The organism is Mycobacterium parmense (genome assembly GCF_010730575.1).
GTDB classification, from domain to species: Bacteria; Actinomycetota; Actinomycetes; order Mycobacteriales; family Mycobacteriaceae; genus Mycobacterium; species Mycobacterium parmense.
In genome coordinates this window covers 1057584-1077229 of record NZ_AP022614.1, presented here as the reverse complement: position 1 = coordinate 1077229, position 19646 = coordinate 1057584, and the positions used below count along the sequence as shown (strand labels likewise).

Genomic DNA, 19646 nt, shown 5'->3' with positions numbered 1-19646 from the left:
GCCGAGCTTGAAAGCGTCGCATCCTTCGAAATCCAAGGATAAGAGTGCGAAATCACCAACGCGGTAACGATTCCTAACGGTCACAGCACAAAGTTGCGCGGCGCGCAAACAATAACCGGCTCAACGGTCACCGCCCGGTATCCATTTGGATACGCAACCAAGTGCAGCCCTATCGTTCACAGCTGTCGCGTCGCTAACATCACGCGATGCAGAATGTGGCCCCGGCGGCCAGCGATGGGCGACCGCGTACGATTTCCCGGCGCGACGCGCTGCGCTACGCCACCGCATTGGCCGGCCTGGGTGCGGTATCACTAGGCTGTGGCATGCCCGCGGCGGCCGCCGCCGTTCCGCAACTGATCGACTTCGCCGCGCATCAGATTCCGGCGCAGCAGATTCGGGCAGCCGGCTATCGCGGGGTGGTCAACTACGTTTCGTTGTCACGTCCCGGCTCGTCGTTCGGCGCCAAGCCGATCACTCGGTCCTATGCCGAGTCGCTGACGGCCGCGGGCCTGGTGATCGTCAGTAACTACCAATACGGCAAGCCAGGTGGGTCGGCACCGTCGGACTTCACGCGGGGTTACGCCGGCGGCATCGCGGACGCGCGCACCGCCTGGCAGCTGCACACCGCGGCGGGCGGCGGCCAGGGCGCGCCGATTTTCTTCACCATCGACGAGGACATCAACCACGACACCTGGAATCGCGTCGCGCTGCAGTGGTTTCGCGGAATCAACTCGGTTCTTGGTGTCCAGCGCACCGGGGTCTACGGAGGCATCAACGTATGCCAGTGGGCCGTGACCGATGGCGTCATCGGGTCTTCGAGCACGGCCGGCCGGCGGTGGGCGTGGCAGACTCGCGCGTGGTCCGGCAATCAGGTCCACCCCGCCGCCGTTCTCTACCAGCGCATCGTGAGCACCGCGTCCAATCCCGGCCCGCTGGTCGGCGGATTCGAAGTCGACGTCAACGACGTCCTGGCGCCGGATTGCGGCCAGTGGAATCTCCATGCGGGAAGCCGTCCGAATGGCGATGTGTGATGTGCGCTGCGGTTGATGTGCTCAGGGATGGGGGCGGTCAGACGGCTATTTCGCCACGCGTGATGGTTACTGCTCCCCCGGTCAGGTCGACGCGGCTGCCGCTTACGTCCACGTCGATGCAACCGCCGCGTGCTGATACTTGGTGTGCGGTCAGGGCGGTCTTCTTCAGCTTGGCCGACCAGTAGGCCCCAAGTGTGCAGTGGGCCGAGGCCGTCACCGGGTCCTCGTCGATACCTGCGGCCGGCGCGAAGAAGCGGGAAACGAAGTCGACGCCAGCCCTTCCCGGCGCGGTGATGATAAGGCCACGCGTTTCCAGCGTGGCGAGCGCGGCCAGGGGCCTCGTACGAAAAGGTCTCTGGCAAAGATGTTGAGCTGCTAAAAGCCAGACGAAACGTTGTGCCCATCAGCTCGTCGGCACGGCGTGGCGCGTAGCTACGCGTTAGCTCGATCGGCTTGATTGCCTTGCCTGCCCGGCGGCCTGTCTCTAACCAACAGTCGACGGGTTCCTGAGCCACCGAGTGGTGTGCGCCAGCCCGTCGAGTGCCTGGACCAGCTGTTGTGGGCGTGTCCCTGCTGCAAAACCCGCGAATGAAGTGGCATCATCTTTGCCGACTGGATAACTGATCAGCTGATGATTCTTCACTGTGGGTGAAGTTGAGGAGGCGTGGGTTGGCTCTGGCTGTCGTGCGGGACCTGAGGGAGCAGCGGGCACCGGCGACCGAGGATGAGCTCGCCGGCTTCGAGACCGATGTGCTGGCCGGATTCGTCCTTGCCCGGGCATCGGCCGGGTTGGTCGACTCGACCATCCGCAACGACGTGAATCACCTTGAGCTGATCCGGGACTGGTTCGGTCGGCCGCTGTGGGAGATCCAGCCTGCTGACGCCGACACCTACTTCGGCAAGGTGCTGCGTGATGCCCGGGCGTCGACTCGGACCGGGCGGGCGGCCGCGCTGACGGTGTACTTTCAGTTCCTCGAACTGCGTCACAAGGTCGAGTTGCACAATCTCAGCGGCCGGGTCATCGAGTGCCCGCTCGATGAGATCAACCGACCGCGGGCGTGGGTGGATCCGCAGCTGCGCATCCCGCCGACCGCCGACGAGGTGGAGCAGCTGTTCGCGGGGTGGCGCGGGGAGCTGGTCACCTGCCGCAAGTTCGCCCCGACCGCCCGAAACTACGCCGTGGCTCGCCTGGTGGCCGATGTCGGATTGCGGATCAACGAGGCGCGGATGCTCGACCTGGATGACGTGCGCTGGGAGCTGGGCCGGTTCGGCAAGCTGAACGTCCGTCATGGCAAGGGATCTCGTCGCAAAGGTCCCAAGCCGCGGGTAGTGCCACTGATCAACGGCGCCGACCGCAGCCTGCAGTGGTTCATCGAAGACGTGCTGGGCCTGTTCGATGTCGACCCGAAAAACCATGCTGCGCCGCTGTTTCCGTCCGAACGCAAGAACATCGACGGGACGTGTATGCGCGCGACCGCCGACGTCTATCGCCGCGCCCTGGCCGAGGCCACCGACCGATATCTGCCGAGGTGGTCGGGGAAGCTGACACCGCATGTGCTGCGGCATTTCTGCGCATCCCAGCTTTATCTGGCCGGTATGAACCTATTCGCGATCCAGGAACTATTAGGTCACGCCTGGACGGGCACAACGGCTCGGTATATCCACGTGCACGCCACCCACGTCGAAGATGCCTGGGTCACCGGGCAACGCCGGGTCGCCGATCGATGGAAAGGACTCGCTCGATGAAATGGAACCTGCGATTGGCCGCGGCCAATCGCGGCATCTGGAAGGCCAGCGAACTCCAGCGGATGCTCGCCGACCGCGGTCTGGTCATCAGCGCCGGCAAGATGTCGGGCCTGTGGTCGGGCAACCCCAACGCCATCAAACTGAACGACCTGGACGTCATCTGCGCCGTCCTCGGCTGCGGGGTCGACGAGTTGCTGATTCCCGAACCCGAAACCGTGGCAGCGGCCACGCCCGTCACCGACGACGAGTCAGCGGCGGTCGGTGAGGCCCGGTCGGTCACGCCGCGCACTCGCGCCGGCAGGTCGCTGCCGCCGCGATGAACTGCCTGCACTGCGGGACTGCGCTGCCTGCCAACAGTCGCCGCGACCAAAAATACTGCGGCAGAAGCTGTTCAAGAAGAGCGTCCTACCAACGCAGAAAGGCGGGACTGCCTCCTCGCCCGCCCCGGCGGCATCCAGCCTTGGAATCCGACGACCCCGTGCTCGCGGCCGCCGCGATACACGCCCGGGAACTCGGTGCCGCCCACGATTGGTGCGGTGAGACCACAAACCGATGCCTCGACGCCCTGCTCACCCTTCTGGCCGGTCGGCCCACCGGTGATCGCGTGCCGCTCACCGAGGTTCGAACCCGGCCGCATCGGCTCGCGTCCCGTCGCAGGCTCGTCGAAATCCTATCCCACTTCGACCTGCTGAAAGACGACACCGAACCTCCGATCCGTGCCTGGATCGACCGCGTCACCGCGGAACTTCCGCCAGGATTCGCCGAGCCGGCCCACCACTGGCTCCTTACCCTGTTGGTCGGCGGCGCACGTGCTCGCCCACGATCACCGAGGACGCTCTACAGCTACTTCGGCTCGGTCAAGCCCCTTCTCGCGCACTGGTCCACCTCCTACGAGCATCTCAGGGAGGTCACCAGGGCCGACGTCGACGCGGCGCTGCGGCCGTTTCAGGGAAACCAGCGCCACAATCTGATCAAGGCGCTGCGGTCGCTGTTCCGGCACGCCAAGAAGAATGCTCTGGTCTTCAGCAACCCAACAGCGGGTTTGAAGAGCCAACCAGTAGACCAGGACCTCCTGCCCATCACCGATGACGAGGTGCGCTCGATCGAACAGCTCGCCAGCGAACCGCTTGAACGCCTCGTCGTGGCGCTGAGCGTCGAACATGCCTGCCGCACAGCCGTTATACGCAAACTGGTGCTCGACGACATCGACCTGCCGAACCGGCGGATCACCCTTGCCGGACACAACCAACGGCTCGGCGAGCTCACCCACAGAGCGCTGAACACATGGCTCGACCACCGCCGGGACAGATGGCCCCACACTCCGAACCGGCACGTTCTACTCACGACGAAAACTGCATTGCGCACAACGCCGGTCAGTCAAAAATCGGTGAAACAATCGTTGAGCGACAATGGATTCACGATCGAACGCATCCGTGCCGACCGAATCCTTCACGAAGCGCTGACCGCAGGCCCGGACCCACTGCACCTGTCTCTCGTCTTCGGCATCTCCCACAACACCGCACGGCGCTACACCACCGTGGCCGAACGGCTGCTCAGCGACGAACTCGAGCAGCCGGTAGAACCGTAGTGCCACCCAACGCCGCCAGACTCAGGGCCCGCGAACCCGCCGCAGTTATGAACCTTCACAGCCGAAAGGCCGTGGGTTCCAACTGAAATCGCTTCAATCCGGCTGAACTCACGGGAAACTTACCGGTAACACTGCATATTCGATTCCCGCATACTCTCCGTGCTGGCGCGACGGGCTATGCCAGTCGCTACGTCTAGGGGATGTTTATGCCGAGGAGGGAGAACAACTTATCTGACTGTCTGGGGAACTCCGCCGTTTAGAGGCTGTACTGGATGCGCGACAAATTTATTGGTCGTCGCGAGCTAGGAGCTCCCTCCGACGTCGGTACCTGGTTCAAGGATGCCAAGGACGGATGCCAAACCGGGCTCGAGAATCACGACTTTAGCTTTGATCTCGCGGTCGGCGAAGTCTCGCTGGATTCGAGCTTCTGCCGGGGTCTGATCGCGCTCCGCGACGACGACGAGTTTTGGGGCTGTATCGGATTGCGCCAGCAGCGCTTCGGCGGTCGGCGCGAAGTTCGACGGCCCTCCCACGGGCACGACACTCTGACGCTCGGCCCGGGTACCTCAGGACCGAATTACCGGGGAGAGGATATGAGTAGTGCCAGCGGTTGCAGCGTGAGCAAATGTATTTCGCGTCCGCCGGCGATGCGGACTTCGACGTCGGGGAAGGCGAATCCCAACATCCCCAGGATGCGTAGCGTTGCGGGGTCACTTCCCAATGCCTACCCAACGGGTGCCCTCGAACGGGATGAGGAAGTTCACCGGTACCGAATCGGGCCCGAGTTCACGCAAGGCCGTGCGACATCGACGATATCGTCGGATTCGCCCATCCCGAAGTTGGCCACCGAACAAGGCGAAAAGCCGGCGATCCCGGTGACGATGACGACGACTTAAAGCATGGGGAGCGGCGAACGCACAGGGGTGGACGGAGCACGGGCAGTCGGCCAATTCTTCGCAATCTAGGGCGCACGGAGCATATGCTCCCGTTTGCCCGCACATCGGCAATCCGGTCCAGACGGTCACTAAACGAAGGAATCAACATGAGAATACAAACCGCGATCGCCGCTGGCGGCATCGCCATAGCAGTGGTCTCCATAGGCACGGCCGCTCCCGCCGGATCGGCACTGGCATTCGCGCCGGTGGCACAGGCTGACCCGATAGATCCGCCGGTTCCCCCAGACACGCCGACGGTCGCCCCGCCGCAGCCCAACGTCAACCAGGGCACGGGCGATCCGGCGCACAACATCTGCGTCATCACGGGGCACAACTGCTGATGCGCGCGACAGCGTTGATCCCCGCCGTGCTGGCGGCGGGGATCGTCTGCGCCTCACCAGCACACGCCGATTCGCTGGAATGGGACGGCACATTCATCCCGGGCAACGGGGCGCCCCCTACTCCTGGCGCTGGTGGCCCGGCCCACCTGTCGGCCTGGGGGCACCCCGGCGACACGGGCGTGATCGGGCGCATCACCCACGGCAATTGCGTACTGGAACTGGGCGGCAAAGGCGCCAATAACGTCCAGAACAACCCCGGTCCCGATGCGACGCACTGGTTTGACTGGGCCCGGCCGGTTTCCGGTGAAGGGCCGGGATGCGAGGCGACCGAGCGCATGAGCGTGATGCTCACTCAGCAGCCGCTCGCCGAGAACTACCAGGACATGGACCACGGTTACGGGTTCATCTTCTCCGGCCCGCCCCAGAGCGTCCCGGCGCACTGACGTGCAGGAGGGGTTCCTCGGGGTCCTCAGCAGTTCCCTTATGACCTACACGGCGCGTGGATAACAAGGAAGAGCAATACTCGCAGCAACACGAGCGGTCCTTAGGCGCTCGAGGTCACTAGGCACGCTCGCCGCCTGTTGACTTGATGCTGACGGATCCAACTGCGCAACGTCTCAGCGGTCATCCCAAGTGCACTGTGTAAGTTGTTGTGGCCGTTTTGTTTTAGATCGTTCTTATAGCGGAAATCGATCGGGCAACTGGATCACGACTCGTTGCGGAGAGCGTGGTCCACGGTCACAGAAAATGTCGATTGGCGTCGCAGCGCCACCTGGACATGTTGGCAGTGGCGGCATCACACGTTCGTGGACTTCTCGTGCGCGTCAGTTTTGCGGGGGCCCGACGTGGTCGTCGGCTTCCGCACCGCTTTTATCTGCCGTGCCCTCTATCGGTAAGGTCTCGGCCACAGCTCCTGCACATCGTCGCGTCGCGGGTGAATTTCCCACAGGCCGCGCACTTCTTGAAGTATCCGTCGTCGGCCTTGACGCGCGAGACTGGCTGCATCTCGGTCGTGCCGGTCAGCGGGGCGTCCGTGCCGCGAGCCCGTGCGATCAACTTGTTCAGTCGTAAGGCACACGTGAAAAACACTGACGCCGCCGCCGCGGCCTGAACCCAGCCCCCCAAGTCGCCGATTATCGCGCCGATGATGAATGCCAAGACACCCGCCAGCAGCCCTAGAGAAAGCCCGACGAACCGGAATTGCTCCGACCCTGACAATTGCTGCCACATCGCCACAACCACCTAAACACCGGAACCGACCTATCATCATAGGCTCCGCGGATGGGTGCGGTAGTTTCCGACGATGAGAGTACCTTCGGGTCCGACGGGACTGTCGCAATAAGGGTGTAAACGGTCTGATCGTCCCCGGTGTGTCGGGGCTGAAGTCAAGGCCGCTGCCACGGCGGCGATCGATGTCCCTGATAGCAGTGAGGTCGACGAGCTCAAGGTCGCCCGGGAGTTGGTGCGCCAGGCCCGTGAGGCCGGCGTGGCGCTGACCGGGCCGGGTGGGTTGCTCAAAGCGATGACCAAGACGGTCATCGAAACCGCCCTCGATGAGGAGTTCTCCGAGCTGGGCTATGACCGCCACGATCCGGCCGGGTATGGAAGCGGCAACTCCCGCAACGGAATCCGCGCCAAGAAGGTGCTGACCGATGCGTGCGGTCTATTGAGATTGACGTCCCGCGCGATCGAGCGGGCACCTTCGAGCCGCACAGGCCGTCATCTCCTCCACGACGCGGTCGGTGATCCGACTGATGGTGTCCTTGGACACCGACGCACCGTACATGTCGGCGAAACGGGCGCTGATCTCCCGGGTGGTCAACCCACGGGCATGCAGCGAGAGCATCACCTCATCGACGTCGGTGAGACGTCGCTGACGTTTCTGGACGCTCCAGCTGGGCGCGGTATCCGATCAGCACGTCCCATCGCGGTTCTTTGCTGGTCATAGACATGAGTAGACCAGAGATGCTTCGGTGCGCACAGCACCGTTGTTGAGCAGCTTCGCGCCGTGGCACTGCGCTCGCGCGGACCTTTCTGACCGCGTGCCAGGCGTGTCCCTCTGGTGCATCGTCCAGGTCACGCAGCGAGGTGGCGTAACTTCGCTCGGGGCCGCCCATTCTCAGGAATCTCAGTGCTTTGACGCTTCAGCGTGATAGGCATTGACAGTCCTCACACATCCGCGGGCGGGAGCAGCGAAAGTGCACACATCGAAGACCATGGGCAGGGAGCCGAGTTTTGCCACCCGCATGGCGCGCGAAACGCGCGCGCGGCGTGCGAAAGCCGGTGCCGACTCGTTGTTCGCTACCCTAATCGTCTTGGCCGCAGCACTTCTCGTGGCAACGGCGTGCTCGTCCGGTGGTCATGCCTCCGCACCCAACGGGAGTGCCACCTCGACGTCGGCGGCGGGCAGCGGCGCCACTGCGGCGTCGCCGACCGGTGGCAGCGCGGCGCCGTCGACACCGTCGGGTCCCCGCGTGATGTCCGGGATCTTGACCGTCGACACCGTGAACACCACAGGTAAACGGACGTACGGATTCATCGACCCCAGCTCCGGGAACTATTCAGCCGTCGCGACATTCCTGTCGAAGCCCAGCACGGACACAGTGATGAACCCGACTCTCGCGGTGTCGCCAGACCTAACGAAACTTGCGGTCACGAGCACGATCAAAGGGGCTTCCGTCGCTGGGTGGCAAGACACCAGCGGAAATTTCACCGCCGCCGCACCGAACGCGGCACCCTCCCCCGGGGTAGGCAACCAGAGCGGAATATATTCCGTCGGCTTCGACCGCAAAGGTAATTTCTATTACCGCCAAGAGGTGGACAGCTCGTACTCGGACATCTACGAACTCCTGGCCGGATCGACGACGAACCCGCAGAAAGTCAAGGCGCAGATTGAACGCGAAGCTTGGGGTTTCCCGTGGATCGACTCCGACGGATCCATGCAGTTCGGCTGCAAACCCGTGAGCCCTACACTGAACCGGAATGCAACCGTGAACTGGCTGGGCCCCGGCGCGATACTACGGCTCTACGCGATGAACATCGCGAAGCTCGCCATCACGGGCCACGACCAGAACGGCTGCCTCCAAACCGGCAGGGAGACGCTGTTGTTGCCCCAGCATGTTGGTGATGATGCCAACGCCCTGCCGGTTCAGGATGCGGTCGCTAGCCCCGACGACACCCAGGTCGCGTTCACATCGTTGGGCACCCAAGCCGCTCGCATGGGTGGGCACGGCGGCCTCGGCCTCTACCTCGTTGCCGCCGACGGCGGCCACCCGCCGGCACAAGTCACACTGGTCCCTCAGGCGTCGGAGCAAGCGGGAAGTATGACCCTGTTGGAATGGAGATGAGCAAAGCCGCCCGTCCGCTTGCGATGAGCGCATTAGTAACGACTGAGAGTACCTCAATGCGGTCGGGAGTTTAATTGAAAATCATGTGTGCGTGGGCTTCGAGGTGCAATACTGCGCTGAGTACAGCTGCAATCAGGCGCCGGTAGGCGACGGAGGGTCCCCGCCCGTGGATATCACATTCACCGCGAAGGCGTTTCAATGAGCGCGTGTCCCGCACCTGATCAGCTGCCCGCCCACGAGCGGGAGCGGCTTCTTTCCGAGGAGCTGGACCGTCTGACGAGGCCGACCTCGTTTCTCGGCTCTGTAGGTGCCGGGGGCTTGGTCACGCTGAGCGCGAGAGGTCCGAAAGTCGTAGAGCGAGGGCGATTTAAAGGTGTCGTGTCGACTGGTCCGGATTACAATCTCGTCGTCGCCAACCTGGCCGCCCTCGTATTGACATGTATTAGCTGCGGCTTGTATTTGCCGTTTTGGTGGTGGGCGCTTCGAAAAAAACCTCCCGTATACACCGTGTCGGTCGACCGACAGGGAGAGATCTCTTCAGTTCAGCACGAGATTACTCAGCGTCAACGCATCATAAAGTGGGTTGTCATGGCCCTGCTTGTAGCCTATGTCTGCACAGTCTTGTACATCATTGGTGAGGTGAACTCGCCGGCGCCGCCTCAGCATGCGCCAGTACCACCACTGTCTCCGAATGGATTCGGTAATTGAAATACGAGCCGACGAATACTATCGGCAGTCAAGTTCGAGATCGAGAAGGATCACGCTGGTGAGTTTCGATTCCATCTGAGTGCCCCGGATGGCGAGCTCATCGTCGCCGACCACGGATACGTGACCCGGTGGCGCAACCGTTCTACGCGAAAAACACTTCGCCGCCAAGCCGCCAAGCCGCCAAGCCGCAGCAAAGACGCGCCGTGGTCGATCACCGCCAAGGCCGCGGTCCGTCATTTGTCGACTCCTGTGGGCCATCTGCCCCCCTCGGCGGCGCCACGGTCATGGACGTCCTCGGGGCCGCAGGCGCGCTGTCCTTCGTGGACAAAGGATTGTCGTGCCATCGCGGCGGTCGTGCTTGGGCTTGGTCGTCGGGTCGAAGGTAACTTGGTCTGGCGCGGGTGAGGATTAATACCACGAACGCGCCGAAGGCGAACCCCCCGATATGGGCGAAGAATGCCACACCGCCGCCGCCGGCCGCGCCCGGGTGGATCCGCGCCGAGCCGCCGGCGAACAACTGCAACACAAACCAGAGACCGAGACAGAACCACGCGGGGACGCTGAGCGGGATCCAGCCTATGAGCCCGAAGATCCGCGACTTGGGATAGAGCACGATATAGGCGCCGAGCACCGCCGCGATGGCGCCGCTGGCACCCAGATTCGCTTCTCGGGCGTCGGCCGTCGTGCCGAACAGCAGGGTCACCGCGGTCTGCAAAATCGTGCCGGCGAGTCCGCCTGCGAGGTAAAAGGCCAGATAACCGAGCCGCCCGAAAGCATCCTCAACGTTGTTGCCGAAGATCAGCAGAAACAGCATGTTGCCCAGGATGTGAATCCAACCGGCATGCATGAACATCGACGTGATCCAGCTGATGGCCCATGGTAGGCCGAGGTGGCAGGCGTTGGTGATATCGCAGGGAAAGAAGGACGCCTGACCAATTGCGTCTTTGTTCGTTAACTCGTAAAACAGAAACACGGCAAAGTTCACGACAATCAGCGCGGTGTTGACGGTCGGGAACCGGCGCCCCGGAATGCTGTCGTGTAACGGAATCATCCGAACTCCTTGCGCAGCGGTGGCTCTTACTGGTGCTTTGTGGCCTACCTGTTCCCGTCGATGCTGAGTTGCTCGTTCTCGATTACCAAGGCGGCGTTTGGAGTTGACCAGCGATTCGCCAACTTCAGCGGATCGTCCAGCTTGTAGCCCGGTTGTCTCACGCCGCTGACATAAAACGGCGGATGGCTTAGGGGCACGTTACATCGAGTTCGAAGGGCTTGAGGGCCCCATTAAGGCCACTGCCGGTTATGTGGCCGGTGATCGTGTAGGTCTTGCCCGCCACGGTGGCCGAGGCATCACCGGGACCGTAGCCACCTTTGAAGTACTGCAAGTTAACGGCGTCGGTGTGCAAACCGACACTGGTGACGTTGCCGGTGCCGAATACCTCAGCCTCGATCTGGCTTCCGACGTTGATGACTGTCGAGGAATTGCCGGCATCGGTGCACGAGACCGCGCCTTGGACGGCTTGCCGTTGGCCGTCGACGGTCAGTTGAACGGTGCCGGCATCCGCCGAGGATACCCAGTTGCCTGTTTGTGGACAAGCGGTCGAGGCGGCAGCGGTCAGCGCCCCCACGGCAGCCAAGACGAACCGATGTTTCATTTCTCTATTCTCCTTTGTTACTTGTGTGGGCTCTTCATGGGAGGCGATCGGATGGTTGGCGCCCAGCCGAGCGGGCCAGGAGTCATCCGAGATCGGCGGGCTCTGCGAGGAGCACCCATCGTCTGCATGTCACCCCCCTTTGCGGCACGATCCCGTCCTTGCGAGCAGCCCGTCCTGGATGGCCGAGGGGCAGGCTTCTCGCGCAATTTGGGCGTTGTTTCGCGCCTGCGTGGAGAATACGGGTCACAGGCCTTTGCTGGACAGTTATGGCCATGTCGGCCGGACCCGACCACGGACACCGCTGATCGCGGTCACGGCTAAACCGCAGTTGGGGGCCTCGCCCGATCCGCACGCCTGCGCTACCGCCCTCATCGGGGCCCGGACCGGTGTAGGAACCGGGCTCAGCGGCCCTCACTCTCAAACAGCCAGAAACGCGCGGAAATAAGCCACGACAGGTCATTTACTATTGGCAGCTCCCCGCCGCCACCGCCACCACTACCTCGCGTGATCAATCGCGTTGGCACGGCGCGTAACGGGTTGTCGCGCAACCGTGTTAGAGGTTGCGGTGCCGTCTGCGGTCGCCAAAATGCTCGCGCCGTTTCAACCACGCGACCCGTGATCAACCCATTTCCGAGCGAGCCGTACAGCACCACGTCCTCGGCGAGGATTCCGGAAAGAGGCATGCAGTCGACGAAGAATTTGACTGCGTCGGTGTGCGGGGCAAAGGAAGTCATCATTATCCCTCTGTTCCCTCGTCAGATCGCTGCCGTGCCGCCCGCCACCGAGTCCTCAACAGCGAAAGCTTCGCCACCGCCGCCGCCATCGCAGTCATGCTCATCGACAACGCCATCCCCACGGCAGCGGTACCGTCCGACGCAGGAGCGAACTAGTCAACCGGGGCGGGGCCGCATGCCGGATCCGCGGCGAGCTCAGCGGCGGTTACGGCTGCGGTCCAACGCGTTTGACCGACCAGGCAGAGCGCGACGCGTTCGCCGCGCGACATGCGCTAGGTGCAAGGGTATTGCCCGTTGAGCACACAATTCGACGGCGGCGAAAAGGCACCGATCAGCACCCCCCGCATCCCACCCGTGGCCGAGCCGCCCGGTGCGATGGTGTGATTCCAGTTCGCCGGAGTGATCACCACGTGCGTGCCGGTCTGGGTGAAGTTGCTGTTCCACGTGTGCGAGACGGTTTCTCCCACCGGCAAGTCGAAATCGAGGCGCCAGTCGGGCATCTGCACCATGCTCGAGTTGGTGACGACGAAACGGGCGATGAAGCCGGTCTGCCACGCGTGTTGTACCTGCAACGTCGCCGAGGCCGCAGCCGCATGAGCCGCGGGGCTGACCCCGAGCCCGAGGATGGCAACGACCGACGCCGACACGACTACGTGAAGCGCTGTGCGCCAGCGCTTCACAAATCTGTCCAGTCGGCCCATAGCAGCCCACGGTAGCGCCAGACGTGCGATATCGGTTCGCGGATCGCGGGCGCGCTGCAGGACCGCTGCACGAACTTTGCCCAACCGAAACCGTCATGAGACTCGGCCGGCCGGTCACGTCCCAGTCTGTCCTAGCCGGACGGCGGAACCACCGGCGGCCGGCACACGTTGGCGCCCGGATCCCACCACCAACCGTTGTCGCACGCCAGCGGTTGCGGCCCGACTCCGAGGGGTCGGCATACATTCGCCGTCGGGTCCCACCACTGACCCGGGTCGCATGCCAGGGGCTGCGGCCCGACCCCGAGCGGGCGGCAGACCTTGCCCGTGGGGTCCCACCATTCGCCGTCACCGCAGTCGGCGGAACTCACTGCGGGCAGCACCACCGCCACGGATGCCATCGAGGTGATCGCCATCATGACGGCGATGACCAAACGGCGAACGATTGCTCTCATCTGGGCTCCCCTCGTGCTGGCAACATTCGAACCGAATCGGGGCGTGCGGGTCAAGCGCGCGGTGCAAACACGACTCGGCCGGCGGCCGCGCCCGTCAGTGGCTGTAGCGTGGCGGCGGTGAATTCCTCGAAGGTGTATCCCTATGCGGTCGCGTTCGCGGCCTGTGTTGCCGCAATCGGTCTGATGCTCGATGCCTCGGGCAAGGCGACCGCGGCCGCCTCATGCCCAACGGCCCCGCCGCAGGCGGGTGGCACACCCGACTGGACGCTCGCCGGCACGACGGGCAGCATCGCCGTCACCGGATCCACGGATACGACCGCTCCGAGCATCAACGTGACCACACCGTTCAGCGTGACGCAGACCCAGGTGCACACCCTGCGGGCCGGGGACGGCCCGGTCGTCGCGCCGACGGCCACCGTCTCCGTCTGCTACATGGGTGTCAACGGGCGCGACGGCTCGGTCTTCGACAGCAGCTACCAGCGGGGCGCTCCGGTCGACTTCCCGCTCGGCGGAGTCGTGCCGGGCTTCCAGAAGGCCATCGCGGGGCAAAAGGTCGGCTCCACCGTCGGCGTCGCCATGACGTCGGCGGACGGCTACCCCAACGGTCAGCCCAGCGCCGGAATCCGGCCGGGCGACACGCTGGTCTTCGCGATCAAGATACTCAGCGCCTCGGCCTGAGGCCCACGTTCGGCGCGAAAGAAAGTAGCGTCGCGTTTGTGCACAACACCGCCCGCCCGTCTGCCGCCGAGCAGGCACGCACGATCGCTGCCGGAACCAACGCCGCGACGCTGGCGACCCTGACCGCCGACGGCGATCCCTGGGCGTCATACGTGGCGTACGGACTGCTGGGCGGGGCGCCGGTGCTGTGCGTGTCGGATCTGGCCGAGCACGGCCGCAACCTCGCGGCCGACCCGCGGGCCAGCATGTCGATCGTCGCGGCCAGCAGTGACGCCGACCCGCTCGCTGTCGGTCGTATCACGCTGGCCGGCCGGGTGTTTCGGCCCTCGGCCGCCGAACGCGACGCGGCCCGCGCGGCGTACCGGGAGGCGGTGCCGGGCGCCGGTGTCTATCTCGACTTCAGTGACTTCACCCTGTGGGTGCTGCGCGTTCACCGGGTGCGCTGGGTCGGCGGATACGCCCGCGTGGACTCGGTCAGCGGCGAACAGTATGACGCCGCCTCGCCCGACCCGGTCTCCCCGGCCGCGGCGCGGGCCATCGCGCACCTCAACGCCGACCACGCCGACGCCCTGGCGGCCATGGCCCGGGCGTTCGGCGGCTGCCCCGACGCCGAGGCCGCGACCTGTACCGGCATCGACCGCTACGGCCTGGACCTGCGCGTGCACGCGGCGAGCGGCACGGTGGACGTCCGCGTCGGCTTTGCGGCCCCGCTTCATTCTGCCAGCCAATTGCGTTCGGCTACCGCGGATTTGGCGCGCGCCGCGGAAAGTTAGCTCTCCTGGCGATACGCGTTCGTGCTCAGTCGAGCTCGGCCACGGTGGCGCGGAGCCGCTCCAGGGCGGTGCGCACCAATTCGGCCAGGCCGCGCTCGTTGTCCGATGCGACCCAGGCGGCGAAGGCTTCCTTGAACGCCAGCACTCCCAACTCGGCCGCCAGGGCTGCCGCCAGGTCCGGCACGCCGCGCGCGCATAACGCGCCCTTCATCGCCGCGGCCAGGCCCACCTGCTTGAGGGCGTCGCGTTCCTGCAGTTCCGCGCTCGTGGCGATCACCGCGTGCAGGCGGGGCGCGAGCTCGCGATTGAACGGCGTCATCGCCCCTGCCGCGCGTTCCAGCCCGGCGCCGACCGCGGTCAGCGCGCCGGCGTTCTCCGGTGCCGCGGCGATGCCGTCGACCAGAAGCCGTGCCAGGGTCTCCTGGCCGGCCGCCAGCACCTCCCGCTTGTCGGGGAAATACCGGAAGAAGGTGCTCTTGGTCAGGCCGGCCCGGTCCGTGATCTGGGTAACCGTGGTTTGGTCGTAGCCCTGTTCGGCGAAGAGATGCAGCGCGGCTGAGACCAGCCGCTGGCGCGCATCGGGTTCCCATCGGGGCACCGCGCCATCATACTGACGGGACAATTGTCCCGTCACGCTGCTAGGGTGATAAGACCTTGGTCTTATTACTCGAAGGAGTGGCTCATGCGGGTATTCGTCACGGGGGGCACCGGCGGAATCGGCTCAGCGGTAGTCCCCGAACTGATCGGCGCGGGTCACGAAGTGCTCTGCCTGACCCGCTCGCCCGCGTCGGCGCAGGCCGCCCGCGCCATGGGGGCGACCGACTTCTCCGGAGACATCGACGATCCCGGGAGCCTGCGGGCCGGTGCGGCGCAATCCGACGGGGTCGTCTATCTCGCCTTCGGCCACGACTTCAACAACTTCGAGCAGATGAGCGCCCAGGAAGGCTGTGCCGTAGCGACACTCGGGGCTGCACTCGAAGGCAGCGGGAAGCCGTTGGTCGTCGCCTCCGGCACCCCGGCCATCCCCGGACACGTTGCGACGGAGGAGGATCCGCTACCCGCCGAAGGAACCATCGGCGGACGCGCCCGCACCGCCCGGGCAGTCCTCGATCTGGCCGCGAAGGACGTTCGCTCGGCCGTGGTCCGCCTCCCCCGGTCCGTGCATCGCCAGGGCGGACCGTTCGGGTTCGCCTCGCTGCTGATCGCCGCCGCGCAAGCAACCGGGGTCTCCGGTTATGTCGGGGACGGCAGCCAGCGCTGGCCCGCCGTGCATGTCCTCGACGCCGCCCGGCTGTTCCGGCTGGCTCTGGAAGGCGCAACACCTGGCACGGTCGCGCACGCCGTCGCCGACGAGGGCGACCCGATGCGGGCCATCGCCGAAGCCATTGGCCGCCAGCTCAACCTGCCCGTCCGGTCGGTCCCGGCCGAGGACTTCGGAGTACTCGGCCACCTGTTCGGGGTGGACCAGCCCGCATCGAGCGCGCTGACGCGCGAGCAATTCGATTGGCGGCCCACCCATCCGAGCCTGCTCGACGACCTCAATGACGGAGGCTATGCGGCCTGACCGGCGTCAATAACGCAGGCCCGAGAACATGACCCGGCCCGGATCGTACTTCTGCCGTACGGCCGCGAGCCGGGACAGATTCGAGCTGAAGTACCGCGAAGCGGGCTGGTTCGCCTCAACGTAGTTGACATAGCCGCCGACCGAATACGGTTGCACCGCTTGATGTGCCGTGCTGAGCCAGTTGGTGGCCGCCGCGGCAGAACCCGACGTCTCGACGTACCACTGGACCAGCGCGTACTGCCGGCGCCACGGGAACGCCGTCGCCCCCGGCGCCACGTCCGCCAGGGCGCCGTCAAGGGCGTGCATGATCGCCAGCATCCGGCCCGCGCCGCGAGGAAAGGCGTTGACCGCGGCGGCGATTCCCTGCGCCGCGGCGGGGCTGATGGTGGGGAAGACGTCGGAGCCGCCCACATATCCCAGCGGCGCCGGGTTGAGGTTGCCGACGGCCAGATATTTCACCAGATCCAGATAGTCGAAGGTGTGGCTGTCCGTGCCGGATGGTTGCAGCCCAACGGCTTTGATGATCGCGGCGGACACGCTGGCGCCCGACCCGGCCGGGCAGGTGGCCATGATGCGGCACTGCTGACCGAAGGCGTCGGTGGTGCTGTCGGCCAGCGCCCACATGCTCCGGTCGGCGCTGCGCAGCCAGTTCTGCCAGCCGACCAGCACCTGCGCGAACGACTGCGGCGGGAAGTTGAGGTTGACGACGTCGACGTCGGTGGTCGGGAAGGTGGCGAACGTCAACGACGTTGTGACGCCGAAGTTGCCGCCTCCGCCGCCCCGCAGCCCCCAGAACAGGTCGGGTTGACTGGTGGCCGACGTGGTGACCGCCTGACCACCCGGCAGCACGACCGTGGCCGACCGCAGCGCGTCGCACAGCAGCCCCGCGTGCCGCGACTGGGCGCCCAGCCCCCCGCCGAGGGCGTGCCCCGCCGCCCCGACGGAAGGGCAGGTGCCCGTGGGTATCCCCCGGCCCGCCGCCGCCAACGTCTGGTGCATCGCGTACAAACTGGTCGCCGGTGTCACCGTGACGTTCCCGGTGGCGGCGTCGTAGTTGACGTCGCCGGCCAGCTGGCGCAGGTCGAGCACCATGGTGCTGTTCGCCGTGGACGCGCCGATGTAGGAATGTCCCCCGCTGCGCGGAGCGACTTTGAGGTTGTTCGCCGCGGCGAATGCCATCGCCCGTTGCACGTCGGCCAGCGACTTCACCGTCACGACCGCCGCCGGCGAGGAGTCGTTGTAGTTGGTGTTGAAAACCTGTTTGGCCGCGGAGAATTGCGCGCCGCTGTCCGGCAGGATCACCTGCCCGCCGATAGCGGACGTCAGGCCGCCCCACCCGGTGGTTCTCGGGTCGGCGACGGCGCGGGCAGGACCGAGAACCGCACCGGCCGCCAACGCTCCGGCAGCGCCCCGCAGAAACGTCTGGCGCGAAATCTCACGCGCCACCGTCGGTCCCCCGCGCTTGCGTCATGCCCCGCATCCTCGATCACCGGACGGCAAAAGCCGCGATGCCGCACGACGTGTTGCCGGACTGTTAGCACGTCGGCATGCTTTCGGGACCCCGCCGGCGGATGAGGTCGCGGCATTTCGACCGGTTTGGAGCTGTCGATTCTGGTCTACTAGATCCGCGACCAACATTCGCATGCCAATTCAGCCAGCTGTCGTGTGCCGCTCAGGGTGACGCTTCGCCGGGAGGATTACCGATGTCTCGGCTGAAGAGCTGGCTCGACCAACCCGAGCAGTACGACTGGGTCACGTCGTTCCTGCGGCAGCGGGGGATGCTGTGGTCGGCGCGGGCGATCATGGCGACCGTTGCCATGTCGGCGGCCACCGTGCCGCTGTCCATGTTGTTCAGCCACCCCCAGGACAGCACGCGAGCCGTGATCATCGGGATGATCACCGCCGCTTACACCGTCGGCATGGCGGTCTTCTGGCTGGCGGGCTGGCCGACGCGCCGGCAGTCGCTGACGGCGCTGGCGGTCGCCGTGCTGTGCATCGGCGCGTGGGTCGTGGCTCAGCCCAACGCCATTCTGGCCACGCTCGCCTGTACACCCATGGCCGTCACGGGCGGCTACAGCGCGGTCTTTCACAGCCCGACAGTGCTGTTGCTCCACGCCGTGGTGGCTGTCACGATCGCCACCGCCGCGGCGCTGCGGCTGTCCCACCAAAGCGACATCCCGGCCACATCGGTGTTCTGGCTGATCAACTTCGTCACCTTGTCGGTATCGCTCGGGTTCTGGGGCATGTCCCGCGGCATCCGGATGTACGCGCAGCGCTCCGAGGAAGACGACCTCACCGGTCTGCTGAACCGTCGGGCGCTGTCGGACGCGGTCGCTCTCCGCCTGGCCCATCCCCCGCCGGGACATGCCTATCTGGCGGTGGTCATGGTCGACCTCGACGACTTCAAACGCCTCAACGACACCCTCGGTCATTCGGCCGGCGACGAGGCGCTGCAGCTGGTCGCGGGCCTGCTGCGGCAGCACGCGCCCGCCGACGCGATCATCTGCCGCGCGGGCGGCGAGGAGTTCCTCATCGCGCTGACGAGCGCGTCGCCGGACCTGCGACCATTGGCCGCCCGGCTTTGCGCCGCGATAGCCGCCGTCTCCCCCGCCGTCACGGCCAGCATCGGCACGGCGTGTGCCGAACTGCGGACCCGAACCGGTGCCCTCCTCGAGGAGCTGATCAAGGCCGCGGACACGGCGATGTACGCCGCGAAACGCAACGGCGGAAACCAGGCCCGCCACACCGCGCATCTCTAGCCGCCGAGCGGTGGTCGCGCGCGAATCTATCTCTCGGAATTCGGGCCGGTTTTGTGGTGTAGCGCCGCTCGTTATCGGGTAGATCAGCGCTTGTGATGCGCCGCACGGATGACGCCAACTTTGTGGTGCCATCCGCGAACTTCACCGGACGCGCCGACGCTGAAAACGTCGCCGTCTTCCGGGCGCGCTTCCAGAAGTGGCTCGAGACGCACTTCTCGTTGAGTCCCGAACGCGTGAGCGATGTCATCCTGAGCACCGGCGAGGCGCTGTCGAACTGCGCCGAGCACGCATACCGCGACAGCGGCCGACCGGGCGTCATGACGCTGTCGGTTCGGTACGAGACGCCCGGCGCCACGATCGTGGTGTGCGTGACCGACGGCGGCCGATGGGTCGAACCGGCAGCGAACGCGCCGACCGGCTTCCGGGGTCGCGGCCTGCCGTTGATGCATGCCCTGTCCGACGAATGCACGGTCGAAGGGCGCGCCGACGGCACCACGGTCTGCCTGCAATTCCACCGGTGCGCGACGAAGTCCGGCGGGCGCTGACATTGCGCGGGCCATCCCGGCGAGCGCATCCGGTGCCGCCCGCGCGGCTCTGCGATGGCGGAGGCGGCGCGCGTCCTCGCCGCGGTTTGTGA

23 protein-coding genes and 1 pseudogene are annotated in these 19646 nt (G+C 65.5%); 14 read left to right on the top strand and 10 right to left on the bottom strand.

The annotated features are described in order from the left end of the window. Window positions 1-206 precede the first annotated feature (206 nt). Window positions 207-1031, top strand: a complete 825-nt coding sequence (locus G6N48_RS04915) for a DUF1906 domain-containing protein (protein ID WP_085271473.1) — start codon at window positions 207-209, stop codon at window positions 1029-1031. Between the two features lie 37 nt (window positions 1032-1068). Here the strand turns inward: G6N48_RS04915 and G6N48_RS04910 are convergent, their stop codons facing one another. Beyond that, window positions 1069-1326 carry a PhzF family phenazine biosynthesis protein gene (locus G6N48_RS04910; protein WP_264049341.1) on the bottom strand — a complete coding sequence of 86 codons (258 nt, stop codon included), beginning with the start codon at window positions 1324-1326 and terminating at the stop codon, window positions 1069-1071. A gap of 374 nt (window positions 1327-1700) precedes the next feature. Here G6N48_RS04910 and G6N48_RS04905 point away from each other — a divergent pair, with 374 nt between their 5' ends. The 6 genes from G6N48_RS04905 (at window position 1701) to G6N48_RS04875 (ending at window position 6084) form a co-directional block, all read left to right on the top strand. Beyond that, a complete protein-coding gene (locus G6N48_RS04905; protein WP_007172298.1) occupies window positions 1701-2777 on the top strand; it encodes a tyrosine-type recombinase/integrase in 1077 nt (358 codons plus the stop codon). Further along, window positions 2774-3097 carry a helix-turn-helix domain-containing protein gene (locus tag G6N48_RS04900; protein WP_007172299.1) on the top strand — a complete coding sequence of 108 codons (324 nt, stop codon included), beginning with the start codon at window positions 2774-2776 and terminating at the stop codon, window positions 3095-3097. Before G6N48_RS04905 ends, G6N48_RS04900 begins: the two co-directional genes overlap by 4 nt. Before the next feature lie 140 nt (window positions 3098-3237). Further along, window positions 3238-4365, top strand: a complete 1128-nt coding sequence (locus tag G6N48_RS04895; RefSeq protein WP_085270552.1) for a site-specific integrase — start codon at window positions 3238-3240, stop codon at window positions 4363-4365. A 272-nt stretch (window positions 4366-4637) separates the two neighbouring features. Beyond that, the gene (locus tag G6N48_RS27800) at window positions 4638-5261 is read left to right on the top strand and encodes a hypothetical protein (RefSeq protein WP_179969847.1); all 624 of its coding nucleotides are present in this window, start codon (window positions 4638-4640) and stop codon (window positions 5259-5261) included. A gap of 146 nt (window positions 5262-5407) precedes the next feature. Next, window positions 5408-5641, top strand: coding sequence for a hypothetical protein (locus G6N48_RS04880; protein ID WP_139825955.1), 234 nt, complete (start codon window positions 5408-5410; stop codon window positions 5639-5641). Beyond that, window positions 5641-6084, top strand: coding sequence for a hypothetical protein (locus tag G6N48_RS04875; RefSeq protein ID WP_085271118.1), 444 nt, complete (start codon window positions 5641-5643; stop codon window positions 6082-6084). Before G6N48_RS04880 ends, G6N48_RS04875 begins: the two co-directional genes overlap by 1 nt. A 427-nt stretch (window positions 6085-6511) precedes the next feature. Here G6N48_RS04875 and G6N48_RS04870 read toward each other — a convergent pair whose 3' ends face one another. Next, on the bottom strand, window positions 6512-6883 hold the full coding sequence (locus G6N48_RS04870) for a hypothetical protein (RefSeq protein ID WP_139825954.1): 372 nt from the start codon (window positions 6881-6883) through the stop codon (window positions 6512-6514). Between the two features lie 166 nt (window positions 6884-7049). Here G6N48_RS04870 and G6N48_RS04865 point away from each other — a divergent pair. Further along, window positions 7050-7351 (top strand): annotated as a pseudogene (locus tag G6N48_RS04865) (transposase); the annotation flags it as partial. A gap of 649 nt (window positions 7352-8000) precedes the next feature. On the opposite strand, the gene G6N48_RS04855 reads toward G6N48_RS04865, so the two are convergent. Next, entirely contained in the window at window positions 8001-8180 is a 180-nt protein-coding gene (locus tag G6N48_RS04855) for a hypothetical protein (RefSeq protein ID WP_139825953.1), read from the bottom strand. 67 nt (window positions 8181-8247) lie between these two features. Between G6N48_RS04855 and G6N48_RS04850 the strand changes: the two genes are divergently transcribed. Next, window positions 8248-8988, top strand: coding sequence for a hypothetical protein (locus G6N48_RS04850; RefSeq protein ID WP_139825952.1), 741 nt, complete (start codon window positions 8248-8250; stop codon window positions 8986-8988). A 919-nt stretch (window positions 8989-9907) separates the two neighbouring features. Here the strand turns inward: G6N48_RS04850 and G6N48_RS04845 are convergent. The 5 genes from G6N48_RS04845 to G6N48_RS04825 form a co-directional block, all read right to left on the bottom strand. Further along, the gene (locus G6N48_RS04845) at window positions 9908-10747 is read right to left on the bottom strand and encodes a rhomboid family intramembrane serine protease (protein WP_085271115.1); all 840 of its coding nucleotides are present in this window, start codon (window positions 10745-10747) and stop codon (window positions 9908-9910) included. A gap of 187 nt (window positions 10748-10934) precedes the next feature. After that, window positions 10935-11348, bottom strand: a complete 414-nt coding sequence (locus tag G6N48_RS04840; protein WP_085271114.1) for a lipoprotein LpqH — start codon at window positions 11346-11348, stop codon at window positions 10935-10937. A 401-nt stretch (window positions 11349-11749) separates the two neighbouring features. Then, window positions 11750-12082 (bottom strand): hypothetical protein, encoded by a 333-nt coding sequence (locus G6N48_RS04835; protein ID WP_161494245.1) that lies wholly within the window; start codon window positions 12080-12082, stop codon window positions 11750-11752. Window positions 12083-12354: 272 nt separating this feature from the next. Continuing rightward, a complete protein-coding gene (locus tag G6N48_RS04830) occupies window positions 12355-12783 on the bottom strand; it encodes a cellulose-binding domain-containing protein (RefSeq protein WP_085271113.1) in 429 nt (142 codons plus the stop codon). Window positions 12784-12914: 131 nt separating this feature from the next. Continuing rightward, window positions 12915-13235, bottom strand: a complete 321-nt coding sequence (locus tag G6N48_RS04825; protein WP_085271112.1) for a hypothetical protein — start codon at window positions 13233-13235, stop codon at window positions 12915-12917. A 108-nt stretch (window positions 13236-13343) separates the two neighbouring features. On the opposite strand from G6N48_RS04825, the gene G6N48_RS04820 reads away from it, so the two are divergent. Beyond that, complete coding sequence (locus G6N48_RS04820; RefSeq protein WP_372511184.1) at window positions 13344-13913, top strand: FKBP-type peptidyl-prolyl cis-trans isomerase; 570 nt, start codon at window positions 13344-13346, stop codon at window positions 13911-13913. Window positions 13914-13951: 38 nt separating this feature from the next. After that, on the top strand, window positions 13952-14686 hold the full coding sequence (locus G6N48_RS04815) for a HugZ family pyridoxamine 5'-phosphate oxidase (RefSeq protein ID WP_232066542.1): 735 nt from the start codon (window positions 13952-13954) through the stop codon (window positions 14684-14686). A 25-nt stretch (window positions 14687-14711) separates the two neighbouring features. Here G6N48_RS04815 and G6N48_RS04810 read toward each other — a convergent pair whose 3' ends face one another. Continuing rightward, the gene (locus tag G6N48_RS04810) at window positions 14712-15284 is read right to left on the bottom strand and encodes a TetR/AcrR family transcriptional regulator (protein ID WP_085271111.1); all 573 of its coding nucleotides are present in this window, start codon (window positions 15282-15284) and stop codon (window positions 14712-14714) included. A gap of 84 nt (window positions 15285-15368) precedes the next feature. On the opposite strand from G6N48_RS04810, the gene G6N48_RS04805 reads away from it, so the two are divergent. Further along, on the top strand, window positions 15369-16250 hold the full coding sequence (locus tag G6N48_RS04805) for an SDR family oxidoreductase (RefSeq protein WP_085271110.1): 882 nt from the start codon (window positions 15369-15371) through the stop codon (window positions 16248-16250). A gap of 6 nt (window positions 16251-16256) precedes the next feature. Here G6N48_RS04805 and G6N48_RS04800 read toward each other — a convergent pair whose 3' ends face one another. Further along, window positions 16257-17696 (bottom strand): FAD-dependent oxidoreductase, encoded by a 1440-nt coding sequence (locus tag G6N48_RS04800; protein ID WP_085271109.1) that lies wholly within the window; start codon window positions 17694-17696, stop codon window positions 16257-16259. Window positions 17697-17953: 257 nt separating this feature from the next. Between G6N48_RS04800 and G6N48_RS04795 the strand changes: the two genes are divergently transcribed. Then, on the top strand, window positions 17954-19009 hold the full coding sequence (locus tag G6N48_RS04795; RefSeq protein WP_161494244.1) for a GGDEF domain-containing protein: 1056 nt from the start codon (window positions 17954-17956) through the stop codon (window positions 19007-19009). A gap of 95 nt (window positions 19010-19104) precedes the next feature. Next, entirely contained in the window at window positions 19105-19554 is a 450-nt protein-coding gene (locus G6N48_RS04790) for an ATP-binding protein (protein ID WP_085271107.1), read from the top strand. Window positions 19555-19646: the final 92 nt, after the last annotated feature.

What these genes read in the sequence shown, in the direction of transcription:
- G6N48_RS04900 (WP_007172299.1), top strand. Translation starts at nt 2,774, where the DNA reads ATGAAATGGAACCTGCGATTGGCCGCGGCCAATCGCGGCATCTGGAAG.
- G6N48_RS04835 (WP_161494245.1), bottom strand. Translation starts at nt 12,082, where the DNA reads ATGACTTCCTTTGCCCCGCACACCGACGCAGTCAAATTCTTCGTCGAC.
- G6N48_RS04790 (WP_085271107.1), top strand. Translation starts at nt 19,105, where the DNA reads ATGCGCCGCACGGATGACGCCAACTTTGTGGTGCCATCCGCGAACTTC.
- G6N48_RS04840 (WP_085271114.1), bottom strand. Translation starts at nt 11,348, where the DNA reads ATGAAACATCGGTTCGTCTTGGCTGCCGTGGGGGCGCTGACCGCTGCC.
- G6N48_RS04795 (WP_161494244.1), top strand. Translation starts at nt 17,954, where the DNA reads ATGTCTCGGCTGAAGAGCTGGCTCGACCAACCCGAGCAGTACGACTGG.
- G6N48_RS04805 (WP_085271110.1), top strand. Translation starts at nt 15,369, where the DNA reads ATGCGGGTATTCGTCACGGGGGGCACCGGCGGAATCGGCTCAGCGGTA.
- G6N48_RS04830 (WP_085271113.1), bottom strand. Translation starts at nt 12,783, where the DNA reads ATGGGCCGACTGGACAGATTTGTGAAGCGCTGGCGCACAGCGCTTCAC.
- G6N48_RS04855 (WP_139825953.1), bottom strand. Translation starts at nt 8,180, where the DNA reads ATGAATCCGTACGTCCGTTTACCTGTGGTGTTCACGGTGTCGACGGTC.
- G6N48_RS04845 (WP_085271115.1), bottom strand. Translation starts at nt 10,747, where the DNA reads ATGATTCCGTTACACGACAGCATTCCGGGGCGCCGGTTCCCGACCGTC.
- G6N48_RS04825 (WP_085271112.1), bottom strand. Translation starts at nt 13,235, where the DNA reads ATGAGAGCAATCGTTCGCCGTTTGGTCATCGCCGTCATGATGGCGATC.
- G6N48_RS04880 (WP_139825955.1), top strand. Translation starts at nt 5,408, where the DNA reads ATGAGAATACAAACCGCGATCGCCGCTGGCGGCATCGCCATAGCAGTG.
- G6N48_RS27800 (WP_179969847.1), top strand. Translation starts at nt 4,638, where the DNA reads ATGCGCGACAAATTTATTGGTCGTCGCGAGCTAGGAGCTCCCTCCGAC.
- G6N48_RS04915 (WP_085271473.1), top strand. Translation starts at nt 207, where the DNA reads ATGCAGAATGTGGCCCCGGCGGCCAGCGATGGGCGACCGCGTACGATT.
- G6N48_RS04875 (WP_085271118.1), top strand. Translation starts at nt 5,641, where the DNA reads ATGCGCGCGACAGCGTTGATCCCCGCCGTGCTGGCGGCGGGGATCGTC.
- G6N48_RS04850 (WP_139825952.1), top strand. Translation starts at nt 8,248, where the DNA reads ATGAACCCGACTCTCGCGGTGTCGCCAGACCTAACGAAACTTGCGGTC.